Source organism: Spirillospora sp. CA-294931 (assembly GCF_050946795.1).
Lineage (GTDB): Bacteria > Actinomycetota > Actinomycetes > Streptosporangiales > Streptosporangiaceae > Spirillospora.
Genome location: NZ_CP192006.1, coordinates 4,053,513 through 4,071,736, shown reverse-complemented (window position 1 = coordinate 4,071,736; position 18,224 = coordinate 4,053,513). Strand labels below are relative to the sequence as shown.

Below are 18,224 nucleotides of genomic sequence, written 5' to 3'. Positions count from 1 at the left end.
ACTGCCCGCCCCTGACGCGCACCTCCGAGTGCGAGTCCCGGACGGGCCGGACGGTGGTCACGACCAACGGCGTCGCGACCGGTGCCTCGTCCTTCCTGGCGACGATCGCGTGGCGGACCAACCCCAGAGCCCGCACGTACACCGCGCTGGTGCAGATCAAGGTGGTCAGCGCGGTCGGCACCGTCGCCGGCCTGTCCGACATCATCAACGCCCATTGCGCCAGCAGCGGGAGGGCGGCGGGGCCGACCTCGGCCGCCGGGCAGGCATGGTCCGGGAAGATCACGTTCACCAACTCGGTCGGCAAGGGCCGGCGGCACGTGTCGAACGCGCTCTTCGTCTCCACTCCGGTCCTGGCCAGCGGCGGCTCGTCCTCAGCGGGTGGAGGACGCTCGTCCACCACGGTGCGCTGTGACGACGAACTCGGCTCCCAGCGTCCCGGCTGCGTGCTCAACGCCGTGACGCCGACCGTGTCGATGGCCGGACTGCCCAAGATCGCCAAGAACATCCGGGGGATCCAGACCCGGGGCGGATACGGGGTGCCCGGCGACCACCAACGCGCCCTGCACCGGATCACCCGCAAGGCGAGCATCACCGGTAATCGGCGCGCGGTCTGCGCCCGGAAGATCACTGGACCGCCGCCCAAGCCGAAGATGTCGTGCGACGAGTACCCGTTCGCCTCGACCAAGGAAGGAGGCACCGCTCTGTCCGGCATGCACCGCGGCTGGGCCTGGGTGCCGATCGGGGAGCAAAGCTCCCAGGGCGGCATCCTCAGCTCGTTCTATCAGGACCAGCGGGTGCTCAACGACGACGCGTTCTGGGTCAAGGTCTGACCTCCGTCCCACCCCGTGAATGATCGTGCGGCTCGGGCTCGTGTCCGCCAGCGGACACGAGCCCTTTCCCACCTGTGCCGGGGCGTGTGTCAGCGTGCGTCTTCGGGGGTCAGAGGGGTGTCGACCGGGACGGGGGAAGGGTCGGGGGTCCGGAGCTGGGCGGCGGCCAGGAGGAAGGTCGCCGACATGGCCAGGAGAAGGACCCGGTAGTCGATGACGGCTACGAGGGCCGCGCCCACGGCGATCGAGAGGGCTTGGGGAATCAGGATGGCCATGCCCAGGGCGGCGTCCACGCGGCCCAGGAGGTCCTTCGGGGTGCGGCGCTGGATCAGGGTGTAGACGCCGACGTTGACCCAGACGATGCAGAGGCCGGACAGGGCCATGGCCGCCAGGACCAGGGGCAGGACGCCGGAGGTCAGCAGGGCGCAGGCGGCCGCGCCGATCGCCAGGCTGATCATGACCAGGGCGCGTTCGCTGGTCCGGCGCATGGCGGGGGCGGCCAGGAGGCCGCCGGTCAGCGCGCCGACGCCCATCACGGCTTCCAGTACGCCCATGAAGGACGGCGTGCGGTGCAGCCCCTCGCCCACCACGGCGAACAGGACGCTCTGGAAGAAGCCGAACGCCAGCAGGACGGTCACGGCCGCGCCCGCCAGGCGGCGCAGGGCGGGGGTGCGGCCGATGTGGCGGATTCCGGCGGTGAACTCGTCGAGGCGGCCCTCGGTCCGGGGGGACGGGCGGGGCTCGTCCGGACGGATCGCGATCACGGTCAGACCGGCGACGACGAAGGTGGCGGCGTCCAGGAGGATCACCGGTTCGGGGCCGATCCAGACCAGGAGCCCGGCCCCGGCGAGCGGGGTGACGACGCGCAGGCCGACCTCGGCCATCTGGAGCAGGGCGTTGGCCTCGCCGAGCAGCTCGTCGGGCAGGATGACCGCGAGCAGGGCGGTCTGGGCCGCGTTGATCAGCCCGCCCGCGGCGCCGTATCCGAACATCACCAGATAGATCAGCCACAGCTGGCCCTCGCCGTCCACCAGCAGGAGGAGGCAGACCCAGGCCGCGACGCCGAGGTTCGCCGCGATCAGCAGCGGGCGCCGTCGCGTCCGGTCGGCCAGGACGCCGCAGACCGGGGCCAGCATCGCTCCGCAGACGTAGGCGAGGAAGATCAGCCCGGCGGCGCTGTCGCTGCCGGTGAGCATCTTGGTCCAGATGGCCGTGGCGAGCCAGAGCGCGCTGGTCCCGGCGACGGACAGGCACTGCCCGACGAGGTAGACGCGGCCGTCGCGGTGGTGCAGGAGCGCGCGCACCTCAGCCCGCCTCTCTGGTGTCGTTCGCTGTCATCTGCGACTCCTCGGGGTCGATCTGGACGCGGGTGATGCCGCGCGGCGCGAGCAGGGCGCGCAGCGCCCGCAGGTGCAGGGCGATGGACGGGTGGCGCGGTCCGAACACGGCGGCGAGGCCCGCGCGGCTGGTGAAGCCGACGCCGACCCGCTCGCCGACCGCCAGGCGGCCGGTGCGGATCACCACGGTTCCCCGCGCGCCGTGCCGGACCGGGACGTGCAGGATCCCGGCGTCAGGCGCCTTCCATCCGGCGGACGAGGCTTTTGGGACGCAGGTCCGTCCATCGCTCGCCGATGTGCTCCAGGCAGGCGGCGCGGGTGCCCTCGCCATGGGCGATCTCCCAGCCGGGCGGCACGTCGGCGAAGGCGGGCCAGAGCGAGTACTGGCCCTCCTCGTTGACGAGCGCGTAGTAGGTTCCGTTGTCGTCTTCGAAGGGGTTGGTGTCGGTCACTGTCCGCTCCTTGTCGCGAGATACCGGCCGATCGTTTCCGCTGAGACCCTGGGGCCCTCGATGAGCCCGCCGAATCCGGCGGGGTCCTCGTAGACGACGTGCTCGCCGCCGGGGTCGAACTCCCCGTTCAGGCCGAGCACGCCGAGCATGACCTCGTTCTCCTCCGAGCCCGCGGCCCGAACCTTCTCCACCCATTCGGCGACCGGGTTCAGGGCCACCGGGACCCCGGCCGCCCGGACGACCTCGACCATGCCGCGCAGCGTGATCGGGCCGCCCTCGGTCACGACCGTGAACGGGCCGCCGTCGGGGTCGGCGAGGGCCGCGCCGGTCACCGCCCGCGCGGCGCCGTCGACCGGCATCCACATCTCCTTGATGTCGAAGTCGGGGGCGGCGCCGAGCGCGCGGATGACGCCCAGCAGCCTCAGCCCGGCGTCGCGCTCGTTGCCCAGGGCCGTCCTGGTGTCCAGCGACAACCGCGGCACGCGGTACACCGAGGCGGGGAGCCCGCGTTCGCGTGCCTTGAGGACGAGCCGCTCGGCCGATCGCTTGCTGAGGACGTAGCCGTTGCCGCCCGCGCGGGCGTCGGTGGACACGAGCTGGAAGGGCTTGAGCGTGGTGGTGGCGGCGAGCCTGAGCAGCTCGCGGGTCCCGCCGAGGTTCGACGCGCTGACGGCCTCCAGGGGCAGCATCAGGTTGACGTTGGCGCCGTTGTGGTAGATCGCCGTGACGGTGGCGGCGAGGCGGGCGAACTCCGCGTCGTCCAGCCCGAGGCGCGGGAGCGCCAGGTCGCCGGGAACCGCGGTGACGCGGGCCCGCGCGTCCGGCGTCCACCGGCCGAAGCGCTCCAGGTTGCGGCGGACGCGCTCCAGCCCGGCCTCCGCGTCGGCGGCGCGCACCAGGCAGGAGATCCGGGCTCCGGTCCGTTCCAGCAGCTCGGCGAGGAGGAACGCGCCGAAGTAGCCGGTCGCGCCGGTCAGCAGGATGTGGCCCCCGGGTTCCGCCCTTGGGAGCCCGGTGGTGACGAACTCGTCGGCCGACTCGTCCAGGACGGGTCCGGTGGGCCCGGTCTCGTCGCCCTCGACGACGGCCCGGGCCAGCTCGGCGGGGGTCGGGTGGGCGAACACCATCGCGATGGTGACCTCGTGCTCGATCACCTTGCGCAGCCGGAACATCAGCCGGGCGGCCAGGAGGGAATGCCCGCCCAGCTCGAAGAAGTCGTCCTCGACTCCCACCCTCGGCAGCCCGAGGACCTCGCCGTACGCGGCGGCCACCAGCTCCTCGTGGCGCGTCCTGGGCGCGACGTAGCGGCTCGCCCCGGACGCGAAGTCGGGCGCGGGCAGCGCCCGGCGGTCCACCTTCCCGTTGCGGGTGAGCGGCATGCGGTCGAGCACGACGAAGGCCGCCGGGACCATGTACCCGGGCAGCAGCGCCGCCACGTGGGAGCGCAGCTCGGCCGGATCGGCCCCGGACGCCACCACGTAGGCGGCCAGCCGCGCGTCACCGGGACGTTCCTCGCGCACGGCGACCGCGGCCTGGCGGACGGCCGGATGGCGGGTCAGGACGGCCTCGATCTCGCCCGGCTCGACCCGGTGGCCGCGCACCTTGACCTGGTCGTCCACCCGGCCCGCCGGTTCGAGCCGGCCGTCGGCGCGGCGCCGCGCCAGGTCGCCGGTGCGGTACATCCGCTCGCCCGGCCCGCCGAAGGGGCAGGCCACGAAGCGTTCGGCGGTCATGTCCGGCCTGCCGAGATAGCCGCGCGCCAGACCCGCGCCCGCCACGTAGACCTCGCCGGTCACCCCGGTGGGCGCGGGTCTGAGCCGCTCGTCCAGCACGTAGAGCCGGGTGTTCCAGACCGGCCGCCCGAGCGGGACGAGCGGCGAGGTCAGCGTGCCCGGCGGGTCCAGGACGTGCCAGCTCGACTCCACGGTCGTCTCGGTGGGCCCGTAGGCGCCGATGACCTCGACGTCCGGGTGCCGCCGCTGCCAGTCCGCCACCGCCTCGGTGGGCAGGGGCTCGCCGCACAGCATCAGCTGCCGGGACGGCGCGTGCCGTTCGGGCAGCTCGTGGACGAGCGGGAGATGGCTGGGCGTGACCTTCAGGAAGGTGGTCCCGCCGTCCCCATCGCCGCCGGGGTCCTCGGTGACCAGGTCGTTCAGCTCGGCGACGCGGACGCGTCCCCCGGCGACCAGCGGCGAGAGGATCGTGGTGACCGTGAAGTCGAAGGCGACCGAGGTGTGCAGGATCGTCGTGCCGTCCAGGGCGTGGCACGCGTCGGACGACCACGCGAGATAGTTCGCCAGGCTCCGGTGGGTGATGACGACGCCCTTGGGCGTCCCCGTGGAGCCGGAGGTGTAGATGACATACACGGCGTTGCCGGGGAGCAGGGCGCGTTCGCGCTCGGCGTCGGTGACGTTCCCGGCGGAGCGTTCGTCCAGGCCCGCGAACTCGGCCGCGTCCAGGACGCAGACGGGACGCGCGTCGGCCAGCATGGCCTCCACCCGATCGGCCGGATGGCCGGGGTCGATCGCCAGGTAGGCGGCGCCCGCCTTCACGGTGGCGAGCAGCGCGACGATCAGCGCGGCCGAGCGGGGCATCGACAGCGCGACGATCCGGTCCGGGCCCGCGCCCTGGTCGATCAGATGCCGGGCCAGCCGGTTCGCGCGCGCGTTGAGCTGGGCGTAGGTCAGCGTCGCGTCGGGCGCCTCGATCGCGACGGCGTCGGGCGTGCGCGCGGCGCAAGCCTCGAACAGCTCGGGCGGCGTGGCCTCGGGCACCGGGACGGCGGTGTCGTTCCACTCCTCCAGCAGCCACGCGCGCTCGTCGTCGGCGAGGAGCTCCAGCCGCCCGATCGGGGTGTCGGGTTCGCGCGCGACGGCGGCCAGCAGCCGGACCAGCCGGGTGGCGATCGACTCGGCGGTCGCCCGGTCGAACAGGTCGCGGGCGTACTCGACGCCGCCCTCCAGCCCGGCGGGCTCACCCTGGTCGCCCAGGCGCTCGAACACGTCGATGTTGAGGTCGAACATCGCGTCGCCCGAGTGGAGCTCCAGCGGGAGGGCGGTCACGCCCGGCAGGTCGAGCCCGTCGCGACCCTTGCTCTGGAAGCCGAGCATGATCTGGAACAGCGGGTGGCGGCCGCGCGCCCGGGGCGGGTTCAGCACCTCCACGAGCCGGTCGAACGGCAGGTCCTGGTGCTCGTGCGCGGCCAGGCTCGCCGTCCGCACGCGCGCGAGGGTCTCGCGGAACGTCGGGTCGCCGGAGGTGTCGGCGCGCATGACGACGGTGTTGATGAAGTAGCCGACCAGGTCGTCGAGGACCTCCTCGGTGCGCCCGGCCAGCGGCACGCCGATGGGGATGTCGGTTCCGGCGCCCAGCCGGGTCAGCAGGGTGGCGAGCGCCGCCTGCAGCACCATGTAGAGCGTGGCGCCGCTCTCCCTGGCCAGCTCGGCCAGGTCGCGGTGCAGGGCGCGGTCGACGTCGAACAGGACGACGTCGCCGCCCCGGGTGGCCACGGGCGGCCGGGGCCGGTCGGCGGGGAGGCGCAGCTCCTCCGGCAGGCCGTCCAGCGCCTCCCGCCAGTACGCCAGCTGCCGGGACGCCAGGCTGTCGAGGTCGTCCTCCGTCCCGAGCACGTCGTGCTGCCAGCGGACGTAGTCGGAGAACTGGACGGGCAGTTCCTCCCACTCCGGTGCGCCGCCCGCGAGCCGGGCGGAGTAGGCGGTGGCCAGGTCGCGCGTGAGCGGCGCCATCGACCAGCCGTCGGTGACGATGTGGTGCATGAGGATCAGCAGAACGTGCTCGTCCGGCGACGACGACATCAGCCAGGCCCGGAACTGGGGCTCGGCGCCCAGGTCGAAGGGACGGCGGCCCGCCTCGTCCACCGCCGCCATCAGCCGGTCCGCGGGGACCTCCTCGACCGTCAGGCGGACGGGCGCGTCCTCGGGGTCCAGGATGAGCAGGCACGGGTCGCCGTCCCGCTCGCGGAAGATCATGCGCAGCGCCTCGTGCCGGCCCGCGACGTCCCTGAGCGCCAGGTCGAGCGCGGCGGTGTCGACGCGTCCCGAGAGCCGGAACGCCAGCGGGACGTTGTAGGTCGAGCCGGGACCTTCGAGCTGGTCGATGAACCAGAGCCCCCGCTGGGCGAACGACAACGGAATCATTCGGTCTCTCCTCCACGTCGTTGTGTCTGGGGCCGGGCCTGGAGCCTCCGCCGGGCGGGGGGCGCCCCGGCCAGGCTTCGCGCGAGCCCGGCCACGGTCGGGGCGTCGAACACGGCCCTGATCGGGACCTCCACGCCGAGCGCAGCGCGCGCCCGCGCGGCGAGCCTGGTGACCAGCAGCGAGTCGCCGCCGAGGTCGAAGAAGCCGTCGTGGACGCCGACCCGGTCCAGGCCGAGCACCTCGGCGAAGATCGCGCACAGCGCCTCCTCGCGGGCGTCGCGCGGCGCGTCGCCGCCCACCAGCGCCCCGAAGTCGGGGGCCGGGAGCGCGTTGCGGTCCACCTTGCCGGTGGGGGTGAACGGCAGCTCGGCCAGGACCACGACCGCGGCCGGGACCATGAACTCCGGCAGGCTCTCGGCGACGCCCGCGCGGACCCGCGCCGGGTCGCCGGCGCCGGTCACGTAGCCGACCAGGCGGTCGCCGCCCGGCCCGTCGCCGCGCACCACCGCGACCGCCCGCACCACGCCGTCCTGGCGCGCCAGGACGGCCTCGACCTCGCCCAGCTCGATCCGGAAGCCCCGGACCTTCACCTGGTCGTCGGCCCGGCCGAGGAACTCCAGCCGGCCGTCGCCGCGCCATCTGACCAGGTCACCGGTCCGGTACATCCGCTCGCCCGGCGCGAACGGGCAGGCGACGAAGCGCTCGGCCGTCAGCGCGGGACGTCCCAGGTAGCCCCGGGCCACCCCGGCGCCCGCGACGTACAGCTCGCCCGCGCCCCCCGGCGGGACGGGGCGCAGCGCCCGGTCCAGCACGTAGGCGCGCGCGTTCGCGATCGGGACGCCGATCGTGACCGGGCCGCCGTCGCGCCCCAGGGCGCAGTCGACCGCGTCGACGGTGGTCTCGGTCGGGCCGTAGGTGTTGAAGAAGGTGGTGCGGGTCGCCTTGCGGATGTCGTCCATCAGGGGCGCGGGAACGGTCTCCCCGCCCATCACGACGACGGCGGGCACGTGCTCGCGCTCGTCGAGCAGCCCGGCGGCGACCAGCTCCGAGGCCAGCGGCGGCGGCACGTTGACGTAGTCGATCCGGTGCCGCCGGACGTAGGACACCAGGGCCCCCGGGTCCCTTCTGGACTCCTCTCCCGCGATGTGCAGCTCATGGCCGTCCAGCATCATCAGGACCGGGCACCACGCGCCGTCGAAGCTCCAGCTCGCGGTGTGCAGCAGCCGCAGGGGGCGCGCCAGGTCGGCGGTCGCCTCCCCGAACAGCCACGAGCCGGGGTGGTAGGTGCGGGCGAGGTTGGCGATGCCCGCGTGGGTCGCCAGCACGCCCTTCGGCACGCCCGTGGAACCGGAGGTGTAGATGACGTAGGCGGGATGGGACGGCAGGACCGGCGCGGTCCTCTCACCGTCGGTGAGCGGGCCGCCGGGCAGCGCGGCGAGCGCCGCGCGGACGTCCGCCGCGTCGAGCACGACGCGGGCGATGTCCCCGGTCTCCACCTCGGCGGCCGTCGCGCGATCAGTCACGACCAGCGCGGGACCGGCGTCGGCGAGCATGAAGGCGATCCGCTCGGGCGGGAAGGCCGGGTCGATCGGCAGGTAGGCCGCGCCCGCCTTGAGCACGGCCAGCTGCGCGACCAGCGTCCGCTCGCCGCGCTCCACCGCGATCGCCACGATCCGCTCGGGGCCCGCTCCGAGCGAGACCAGGTGCCGGGCGAGCCGGCCGGACCGCTCGTCGAGCTCCCGGAAGGTGAGCCGCCGGTCCCCCGCGACGACCGCGACGGCGTCCGGCGTGCGCGCCACCTGGGCTTCGAAGAGCGCGTGCGGGGTGGAGTCCGGTCCCTCGACGGCGGTGTCGTTCCACTCCCGCAGGACGCGGTCGCGTTCCGCCTCGTCCATGACGTCCACCCGGCCGATCGGCCGGTCGGGGTCGGCGGACGCGATCTCCAGGAACCGCACCAGCCGCTCGCCGAGGGACGCCACGGTCCCCGCGTCGAACAGGTCGGCGCTGTAGTCGATCCTGGTCTCGATCCCGGCCGCGCCGCCGTCGGCCGCGAACCGCTCGCGGAAGGCGAACTCCAGGTCGAACTTGGCGTCGCCCGTCCCGGCGGCCACCGGGACCGCCGTGAGCCCCTCCAGCGCGATGGCCTCGCCCTCGTCGCGCTCCAGGCTCAGCATCACCTGGAACAGCGGGTTGTGCGAGGACGCCCTGGCCGGGTTGATCCGGTCCACGACCCGCTGGAACGGGACGTCCTGGTGGGCGAAGGCGGCCAGGTCGGCCCGGCGCACGCGGGCGACGAGGTCGCCGAACGACGGGTCGCCCGAGACGTCGGTGCGCAGGACCACGGTGTTGACGAAGAAGCCGGCCAGCTCGTCCAGCGCCTGGTCGCCGCGCCCCGAGACCGGGACGCCGAGCGGGACGTCGTGACCCGCCCCCATCCGGGCGAGCAGGGCGGCGACACCGGCCTGCACCACCATGAACGGCGTCGCGCCGTGGTCGCGGGCCAGCCCCCTGAGCCGGGCGTGCAGGTCGGCGCCGAGGCCGAGCCGGACCGTCCCGCCCTGATGGCTAGGCGCGGCCGGGCGTGGCCGGTCCGCCGGGAGGGCGATCGCCTCGGGCAGGTCGGCCAGGGTCTCTGCCCAGAACTCCAGCTGGCGGGCCAGGAGGCTCCTCGGGTCGCCCTCCTCCCCGAGCATCTCGCGCTGCCAGAGCGTGTAGTCGGCGTACTGGACCGGCAGCGGCTCCCAGTCGGGGGGCGTTCCTGCCAGGCGCGCGGAGTAGGCGGCGGCCAGGTCGCGGGCCAGCGGTCCGCCCGACCACTCGTCGGCGGCGATGTGGTGCATGATCAGCGCCAGCGCGTGCTCGCCGTCCGGCAGGGCGAAGAGCCAGGCGCGCACGGGCGCCTCGGCCGACAGGTCGAACCGGTGGCGGCAGGCGCGGTCGAGCGCCTCCGGCAGCCCGCCGGGGTCCACCGTCGCCGTCTCCAGCACGGGCCGGGCCAGTTCGGGGTCGAGGATCCGCTGGCGGGGCGCCCCGTCGGCCTCGCCGAACACGGTGCGCAGGCTCTCGTGCCTGGCCGTCAGGTCGGCCAGCGCGGCGCGCAGCACGTCCCGGTCCGGCGCGCCGGACAGCCGCCAGATCAGCGGCAGGTTGTACGCCGTGCCGGTTTCGTCCATCCGCCACAGGAACCACAGGCGGCTCTGCGCGGGTGAGAGCGGCAGCGGGTCCGGCCGCTCCGCGGCGCGCAGCGGGACGCGGGCACCGGACGACGCGCCGGCGATCGCCCGGGCCAGCCCCGCGACCGTGGGCGCCGCGAAGACCGCGCGGATGTCCAGCTCGGTGTCCAGCACCGAGCGCACCCGGTTGATCAGCCGGATCGCCAGCAGCGAGTGGCCGCCGAGGTCGAAGAAGTCGTCATGGACGCCGACCCGCTCGACGCCGAGCACCTCGGCGAAGATCGCGCACAGCGCCTCCTCGCGGGCGTCGCGCGGTGCCACGCCTCCCCCGGTGCCGGTGGCGGGCGCCGGGAGGGCGTTCCGGTCGACCTTGCCGTTGGGCGTGACGGGCAGCGCGGGAATCACCACGACCGCCGACGGGATCATGAACTCCGGCAGCGTCGCGGCGAGCCCAGCGCGCACCCGGTCCGGATCGGCGTCGCCGGTGACGTACCCGACCAGCCGTCCGCCGCCGGGTCCGTCGTCGCGGACCACGGCGACGGCCTGGCCGACCCCGTCCTGGAGCGCCAGGGCGGCCTCGACCTCGCCAAGCTCGATCCGGAACCCCCGGACCTTCACCTGGTCGTCGGCCCGCCCGGCGAAGTCGAGCTGGCCGTCGTCGCGCCAGCGGACCAGGTCACCGGTGCGGTACATCCGCTCACCCGGGAGGAACGGGCACGCGACGAAGCGCTCGGCGGTCAGGACGGGACGGCCCAGGTATCCCCGGGCGACGCCCGCACCCGCCACGTACAGCTCGCCCACCACGCCCGGAGGCACCGGGCGGAGCCCCTCGTCGAGCACGTAAACGCGGGTGTTGGCGATGGGGACGCCGATCGGCACCGGCCCGGCGGCGGGTGCGAGCGGGCGGCTCACGGTGGCGAACACCGTGGTCTCGGTCGGGCCGTAGCCGTTCACCATCCGGCGGGACGGCGACCAGCGCTCCACCACCTCCGGGGGACACGCCTCGCCGCCCACCCCGATGAACTCCACGCTCGGCAGCGCCTCGGGCGGCAGCACGGCGGCCACCGCGGGCGGGATCGTCATGTGCGTGACGCCGTGCGCGGCGATGAACGCGGGCAGGTTCTCCCCCGTCAGCGCGCCGGGCGGAGCCACCACGAGCGTCGCGCCGAGGCCCATCGCGATGCAGATCTCGCAGAACGACAGGTCGAAGCTCGGCGAGGCCAGGTGCAGCACGCGCGTGCCGCCGCCGACCCCGAGCAGCTCGCGCTGCGCGACGACCAGGTTCCGGATCCCCGCGTGCGTCACCGTCACGCCCTTGGGGGTTCCGGTCGAGCCTGAGGTGTAGATGACGTACGCCGGATGGTCGGCCATCAGGCCGGACGACCGGTCGGCGTCGGTGACGTCCCGTCCGGGCAGGGATTCCAGCCGCTCCAGGACGCCGGGGTCGTCGATCGCGATGGTCCGGCCGCCGAACCGCGCGGGCAGCGCGCCCGCGAGCCCGGTGCCGGTGACGACCAGGACGGGATCGGCGTCGCCCAGCATGAACTCCACCCGCTCGGGCGGGTACTCCGGGTCGACCGGCAGGTAGGCCGCGCCCGCCTTGAGCACCGCGAGCAGGCCCACGATCATCTCCGCCGACCTCGGCAGCGCCAGCGCGACCACCCGTTCGGGCCCCGCGCCCCGCTCGATCAGCAGGTGCGCGAGCCGGTTGGCGCGGGCGTTGAGCGCGGCGTAGGTGAGCGGGCCGTCCTCGCAGACCAGCGCCGTCGCGTCCGGCGCGGCGCCCGCGCGCTCCTGGAACAGCTCCGGGACGAGCCGGTCCGGGACCGGCCGCGCGGTGTCGTTCCAGTCCTCCAGGAGCCGGGCGCGCTCGACGCCGCCGAGCAGGTCGATCGGGCCCAGGCGCCGCCGCGGGTCGTCGGCCAGCGCCTTCATGATCCGCAGCAGCCGGGCCGCGAGGTCCGCGACCCGGTCGGCACGCAGCGCGCCGGGCCGGAAGCTCAGCCCGAGCCGGAGCGCACCGCCGCTCGCGGGGACCACCGCGAGGCTCAGCGGGTAGTGCGCGGAGTCGGGCGGGCTGACGTCGCGGACGCGCACGTCCCCGGCCACGGCGGCGAACTCGCCGGGCGCGACGGCGTGGCCGTCGAAAACGGTGAGCGTGTCGAACAGCTCGCCCATCCCGGCCACGGACTGGATCTCGGCCAGGTCCAGCGGGCGCAGCGCCGTCAGCGCGGCCTGGTCGTCCTGGAGCCGGGCCAGCATGGCCGACACCCGCTCGCCGGGACGCAGCCGGACGCGCAGCGGCAGCGTGTTGACCAGCAGGCCGACCAGGTTCTCGACGCCGGGCAGCTCCGGCGGGCGCACCGCGACCGTCGTGCCGAAGACCACGTCGCCGGTTCCGGTCATCCGGCCGAGCAGGATCGCCCAGGCGCCCTGGACGAACGTGTTGAGGGTCAGGCCGAGCTCCCGGGCCCGGCCGGTCAGCGCGCGGACGAGCCCGGCGGGGATCTCGGTCTCGAAGGTGTGGTTCGCCTCGGCCGTTCCGCCCGCGGGCGGGGCGGGGATCAGGCGGGTCGGCTGCCGCAGGCCCGCCAGCTTCCGCCGCCAGACCTCCAGGGCCGCCGTCCGGTCCTGGCCTTCCAGCCAGGCCAGATAGTCCCGGTAGGACGGGACTTCGGGCAGCTCCGCCCGGTCGCCGGCCGCGGCGTAGAGCGCGAACACCTCGCGCGGCAGGATCGCCTGGGACCAGCCGTCCACCAGCAGGTGGTGCACGGTGACCACCAGCAGGTGCCGGTCCGTCCCGGTCCGGACGAGCGCGAACCGGATCAGCGGGGCCGCCTCGGGGTCGAAGCGGAACCGCTCGTCGGCCAGGACGTCCTCGACCGGCCCGGCCGCGACGAACGCGCGCCACGGCGGGTCCACGGACTCGGGGATCAGCTGGACCGGGTCGTCGAGCCCGTCGTGGCGGAACTCCGCGCCCAGGTGGGGGTGGCGCCGCATGAGGCCCCGCACCGCGGCGCGCAGCGCGCCCGGGTGCAGCGGGCCGGTGAGCTCGTAGGCGAACTGCACGAGGTAGGCGTCGTCGCCGTCCAGCGCGTGGAACAGCAGCCCGCGCTGGAGCGGGGCGAGCGGGAGGATGTCGGCGGTGCCGGGCGAGCCGCCCTCCAGCCGCTCGATCTCGGCCTGCGCCAGCGGCACCAGCAGGTCCGACGGGGTCAGGCCGCCCGTGCCCGGCCGGTCGGCGTGCGCGGCGAGCCCGACCAGCGCGTCGGACCACCAGCGGGCCAGCTCGCCGATCTCTTCCCGGGTGAACAGGTGGGCCGCCCAGGTCCAGCGCGCCTCCAGCTCGGCGCCGCCGCCCGGCAGGTCGCGCACCGAGACGGCGACGTCGATGTCGCGCGTCCCGGCGGCGTCCGAACGCGGCGTCCCGTCGAGCGGGGCCCAGTCGTCACCGGGGCGGAGCCCGACGGGGCCCTCGAACCGGAAGCCCAGGACCGGTTCCCCGGACGCGGGCGACGCGGCGCGGACCTGTTCCTTCACCCGCTTGATCGCGGTGTCCCAGCCCCGGCCACCGGGATCGACGGCGAGGGCGGCGCCCGTGGCGAAGCAGCCGACGGTGCGTGCGAGATCCAGATCCGGGGCGTCCCGGCCGTCGCGGGAGACGTCGATCACGACGCCGCCCTCGACGGCGCCGTCTCCCCGGTCCGCCCTCCAGAGGGTGGCGGCCGTCCCGAGTGCGGCCAGCAGGATCGCCTCGGGCTCGGCACGGTAGAGCCGGGGAAGCCGGTCGAGCAGCCTCGCCGCCGGCACCGGCGGGCATTCCAGGGACATCCGCCCGGCGGGCGAGGGTCCGGGCTCGGGAGCCGCGTCGCGTGTGCCCGCCCAGTGACGGAACGACGTTCCTTCGGCCCCGAACTCGGGCGGCCGCCCCGACCGGACCGCCTCCCAGGCGGCCTTCAGGTCGTCCAGCAGGATCCGCCACGAGGCGCGGTCTGCGACCAGCCCGTGCAGGACGAGCAGCAGCCGCCGCTCCCCTTCGAACCACACGATCTCGACCACGGCCCCGGCCGAGGGGTCCAGGCGCGCGATCGCCGCGCGCGTCTCGTCCTCGATCGTGCCGGTGCCGCGCCGCACGCGGTCCCGGGCGGCGACCGCGCCTCGGGGGAGGATCTCGGCGGCCCGGCCTCGACCCGAGACCCGCAGGCGGAGCGCGTCGTGCCGGGCGAGCACCGCCTGGACGGCGGCGAGCAGGTCGCGCTCGCCGAGCCCGGCGGGGACGGGGACGACGACCGACTCGTCACGGCCGCCGGCGAGCCGGGGCAGGCGGGCGATCGCGCCGACCGCCGCGACTTCGGGAGCGGCCCCGAGGTCACGGGCCACCGCCGCCAGCGCGGCCACGGTCGGGTGGGCGAACACGTCCCGGGCGGTGAAGGCCAGCCCCGCCGCACGCGCGCGCGACACGGCCCGCATCGCCAGGATGCTGTCGCCGCCGAGGTCGAAGAAGCCGTCGTCCACGCCCAGACGCCGCACCCCGAGGACGTCGGCGAGGATCTCGCCGAGCACCCGCTCCCGCCGTCCGGACGGTTCCCGCCCGGCTCCGGGCGCGACGCCCGGCGCGGGCAGGGCGCGGCGGTCCAGTTTCCGGTTGGGGGTGAGCGGCAGCGACTCCAGCGCCACCACGGCGGCGGGCACCATGTACTCGGGCAGGCGCGCGGCCACGTGCTCCCGGAGCGCGTCCGGGTCGGGCGCGGCGCCGGTGGGGACGACATAGGCGACCAGCCGCCGGTCCCCCGGCCGGTCCTCACGGACGACGACCACCGCCCTGGCCACGTCCGGGTGGCTCGCCAGCGCGGCCTCGACCTCGCCGGTCTCGACGCGGAAGCCCCGCACCTTCACCTGGCCGTCGGCGCGTCCGGCGAACTCCAGCTCGCCGTCCGGGGTCCGGCGGGCCAGGTCGCCCGTCCGGTACATCCGCCGCCCGGCGGGTCCGAACGGGCAGGCCACGAACCGCTCCGCGGTCAGCGCCGGGCGTCCGAGGTACCCGCGGGCGAGCCCGGCCCCGGCGATGTAGAGCTCGCCGAGCTCACCGGGCGGGACCGGCCGGAGCGTCTCGTCGAGCACGAAGACCCGCGTGTTCCGGACCGGCCGCCCGATCGAGGGATTCGCGTCGCTCCGCTCCAGGAACGCGGCCGTCGACCAGACCGTCGTCTCGGTCGGGCCGTACAGATGCGCGACGCGTCCGGGCGCCGCCAGCATCGCCTCGGCCACCTGCGGGGGCAGCGGCTCGCCGCCCACCATCTTCCGGACGTCCGCGAAGGCGTCCGGGGCGGCGGCCAGCAGGGCCTCCCAGGAGCTGGGCGTCGCCTGGACCGTCCCGACGCCCGTCGCGGCGACCAGCCGCCCGAGGGCGAGCGGGTCGCGGGCCAGGCCGTCCGGGGCGACGACCAGGCCGCCACCGGTGATCAGCGGGAGGTACAGCTCGGGGACCGCCATGTCGAAGGAGGCGGTGGTCACGGCCAGCATCAGGTGGCCGGGCTCGGGGTCGAGGAGGTCCCGCATGGCCAGCAGCAGGTTCAGCAGCGCCGAGTGCGGGACGACCACTCCCTTGGGCGTCCCGGTCGAGCCCGAGGTGTAGATGACGTACGCGGGGTGGTCCCCGGTCAGGGGCGCGAGCCGGTCGGCGTCGCCGGGCGCCGTGCCGCGCTGGCGGGCGACGGCGGCCGCCTCGGCCCGGTCGTCCAGCACCAGCAGGTCTCCGGTCACGGCGGGCGCGAGGGCCCCGGCCACCTCGGCCGTGGTCACCACGCAGACCGGGTCGGCGTCGGCGAGCGTCGCCGCGATCCGCGCGGACGGGTGCCCGGGATCGACGGGTAGGTAGGCGGACCCGGACTTCAGCACGCCCAGCAGGACGGCCCAGAGCTCGGGTGAGCGCGGCACGGCCACCGCGACCACGCGCTCGGGTCCCGCCCCGCGCCCGATCAGGTGCCGGGCGATCCGGTTGGCGGCGGCGTCGAGCTCGGCGTAGGACCACACGACCGCGCCGCCCGCGGCCACGATCGCGGTCCGGCCGGGCGTCCGCGCGGCCTGCGCCTCGACGAGCGAGAGCAGGGTGGCGGCGCCGGGGTCCATCGCGGCGTCATCGGCGGCCATCGCCGGGCCTCCCGTCCAGAATCGGGTCATCGCCGGCCAGGTAGCCGACGAGCAGGTCGTCGAAATCGGGGTCGTGCCGGTCCAGGCCGGAGGCGACCAGGTCGGCCAGCACCTCGTCGGTGCCGCCGCCGAGCCGCGCCATCCGGCAGTCGCGCCAGATGCGTTCCAGCGGGAACCCGCCGCTGACCCCGCGCGCGCCCATGACCTGCATGGACGCGTCGATGATCGCCACGGCGGACTCCCCCGCCACCAGCTTCAGCGCGGCGATCTCGTGTGCGGGCATGCGCTCCTCGTCGCGGGCGCGGGCGACCAGCTCGCGCAGCCGGCTCTCCAGGTTCCACAGCTCGGCCCGGCAGCGGGCCAGCCGGTGGCCGATCACCTGCCGGTCCATGACGCGCTTGTCGCCATGCCCGCGCCGCCGCGCGAAGGCCGTGGCCAGGCGCAGCGCCGTCCCCGCCCCCACCAGCAGCTGCGCGCAGATCGAGACGCGCTCGAAGTGCAGCAGGTGCGCCGCGTACAGCAGGCCGAGCCCGGGGCTGCCGAGCAGCGCGTCGGCCGGGAGCTCCACGTCGAGCGTCACCTGGCCCACATCGCACGAGCGCACGCCCGCCGTCTGGAAGAAGCCGTCGACCGTCGCGCCCGGCGTGTCCAGCGGGACGACGAAGAGCCCGAGGTCCCCGACATGGCGGGTCTGCGCCGGTCGGGCCAGCACCAGGACGTGCGTCGCCTCGCCGATGTTGGAGATGTAGCGCTTGCGGCCCCGCAGCCGCCAACCGTCGACCGTCGGCGTGGCCGTGGTGCGGATCGCGGCCAGGTCGGACCCGCCGTGCGGCTCGGTGGCGGCGAAGCAGCCGACCGCCGTCCCGTCCAGCGCGTCCTCCAGCAGCGCGAGCTGGCCGGACGTGGCGGCGTACGACCGCAGCGCGCCGACGAACATCTCGCAGTGCCCCATCACGGCCAGCGCGAGCCCGCTGCTGATCCTGGCCGTCTCCTCGGAGAGGACCGTCAGGAGCGGCAGCCCGCGTTCCGCGCCCTCGCGCCAGCGGTCGCGGAAGATCCCGCGGCGGGCCAGGCCCGCCACCGCCTCGCGGGGCACGTGCCCGCGCGTCTCCCACGACGCGACGGTCTCCTCGCCATGGACGCTGAGCGCCTCGCACACCCGCAGGCGGAAGGCGTCCACGCTGGTTCCGGTCTCGACGTACGCGGTCATGACACCGTCTCCCGCCATTCCGGGTGCGCGCCGCTGGTGCCGGACGCGACGTCCGCCAGCGCGGCGGCCAGCCGGGCGGTGACCGGGCCGGGCGTCCCGGCTCCCACGGGACGCCCGTCCACGGACACCACCGGCACCACGCCGGCGGCCGTTCCGGTGAGGAAGCACTCGTCGGCCAGGTAGAGATCGGTTCTGACCAGGTCGCGCTCGCTCACGGGCAGCCCGTCCTCGCGGGCCAGGGTCATGACGCTGTCGCGGGTGATGCCGGGCAGGGCCCCCGCCGAGACCGGCGGGGTGCGCAGTTCGCCGCCGGCCAACGCGAACAGGTTGTGCGCCCACCCGTCGGTGACGAACCCGGCGGCGTTGAGCAGGATCGCCTCGTCGTACCCCGCGCGCAGGGCCTCCGACTGCGCCAGGAACGAGTTGAGGTACTGCCCGGTCGCCTTGGCCGCGGGCGGGATCGAGTCGGCCGACATCCGCCGCAGGCCCGAGATCATCGCGCGCGCCCCGTCGGTCTTGGGCGGGCCGATCAGCGGCCCGTCCTCGCTCGCGACGATCGCGGCCCGGTAGGGGGCCGACAGCGGGTCGGGCCCGTCGCCGAGGAACACGATCGGACGCAGGTAGCACTCGGTCAGGCCGTTGGCCGACACGACCGCGCGGCACGCCCGCGCCATCTCCTCGACCGGATACGGGAGCGGGATCCCGTAGACGGCGGCGGAGCGGCGAAGCCGGACCAGATGGTCGGTGAGCCGGAACACGGCCGGTCCCTCGGGCGTCGGGTGGCAGCGCAGGCCCTCGAAGAACCCGATGCCGTAGTGCAGGCCGTAGCTGGTGACGTGCACCGTGGCCGCGTCCCGGTCCACGAGCTCGCCGTCCATCCAGATGATCTTCGCCGTCATGGCGATTCCCCCGTGA

General features: G+C 75.0%; 8 protein-coding genes. 1 reads left to right on the top strand and 7 read right to left on the bottom strand.

The annotated features are described in order from the left end of the window. Window positions 1-53 precede the first annotated feature (53 nt). Window positions 54-830 (top strand): NucA/NucB deoxyribonuclease domain-containing protein, encoded by a 777-nt coding sequence (locus tag ACQPY4_RS18155; RefSeq protein WP_433337831.1) that lies wholly within the window; start codon window positions 54-56, stop codon window positions 828-830. An 89-nt stretch (window positions 831-919) separates the two neighbouring features. Here the strand turns inward: ACQPY4_RS18155 and ACQPY4_RS18150 are convergent, their stop codons facing one another. The 7 genes from ACQPY4_RS18150 to ACQPY4_RS18120 are packed head-to-tail and all read right to left on the bottom strand — an operon-like array spanning window position 920 to window position 18,208. After that, the gene (locus ACQPY4_RS18150) at window positions 920-2,134 is read right to left on the bottom strand and encodes an MFS transporter (protein WP_433337829.1); all 1,215 of its coding nucleotides are present in this window, start codon (window positions 2,132-2,134) and stop codon (window positions 920-922) included. A gap of 1 nt (window position 2,135) precedes the next feature. Beyond that, window positions 2,136-2,351, bottom strand: coding sequence for an SAV_915 family protein (locus ACQPY4_RS18145; protein ID WP_433337827.1), 216 nt, complete (start codon window positions 2,349-2,351; stop codon window positions 2,136-2,138). Window positions 2,352-2,400: 49 nt separating this feature from the next. Further along, window positions 2,401-2,619, bottom strand: a complete 219-nt coding sequence (locus ACQPY4_RS18140; protein WP_433337825.1) for an MbtH family protein — start codon at window positions 2,617-2,619, stop codon at window positions 2,401-2,403. Beyond that, window positions 2,616-6,776, bottom strand: a complete 4,161-nt coding sequence (locus tag ACQPY4_RS18135; protein ID WP_433337823.1) for an amino acid adenylation domain-containing protein — start codon at window positions 6,774-6,776, stop codon at window positions 2,616-2,618. Before ACQPY4_RS18135 ends, ACQPY4_RS18140 begins: the two co-directional genes overlap by 4 nt. After that, the gene (locus tag ACQPY4_RS18130) at window positions 6,773-16,129 is read right to left on the bottom strand and encodes an amino acid adenylation domain-containing protein (protein ID WP_433337821.1); all 9,357 of its coding nucleotides are present in this window, start codon (window positions 16,127-16,129) and stop codon (window positions 6,773-6,775) included. Before ACQPY4_RS18130 ends, ACQPY4_RS18135 begins: the two co-directional genes overlap by 4 nt. After that, complete coding sequence (locus tag ACQPY4_RS18125) at window positions 16,086-17,309, bottom strand: acyl-CoA dehydrogenase family protein (RefSeq protein ID WP_433337819.1); 1,224 nt, start codon at window positions 17,307-17,309, stop codon at window positions 16,086-16,088. Before ACQPY4_RS18125 ends, ACQPY4_RS18130 begins: the two co-directional genes overlap by 44 nt. Beyond that, window positions 17,306-18,208, bottom strand: coding sequence for a branched-chain amino acid transaminase (locus ACQPY4_RS18120; RefSeq protein ID WP_433337817.1), 903 nt, complete (start codon window positions 18,206-18,208; stop codon window positions 17,306-17,308). Before ACQPY4_RS18120 ends, ACQPY4_RS18125 begins: the two co-directional genes overlap by 4 nt. Window positions 18,209-18,224 lie beyond the last annotated feature (16 nt).

What these genes read in the sequence shown, in the direction of transcription:
- ACQPY4_RS18135 (WP_433337823.1), bottom strand. Translation starts at nt 6,776, where the DNA reads ATGATTCCGTTGTCGTTCGCCCAGCGGGGGCTCTGGTTCATCGACCAG.
- ACQPY4_RS18130 (WP_433337821.1), bottom strand. Translation starts at nt 16,129, where the DNA reads ATGACCCGATTCTGGACGGGAGGCCCGGCGATGGCCGCCGATGACGCC.
- ACQPY4_RS18125 (WP_433337819.1), bottom strand. Translation starts at nt 17,309, where the DNA reads ATGACCGCGTACGTCGAGACCGGAACCAGCGTGGACGCCTTCCGCCTG.
- ACQPY4_RS18120 (WP_433337817.1), bottom strand. Translation starts at nt 18,208, where the DNA reads ATGACGGCGAAGATCATCTGGATGGACGGCGAGCTCGTGGACCGGGAC.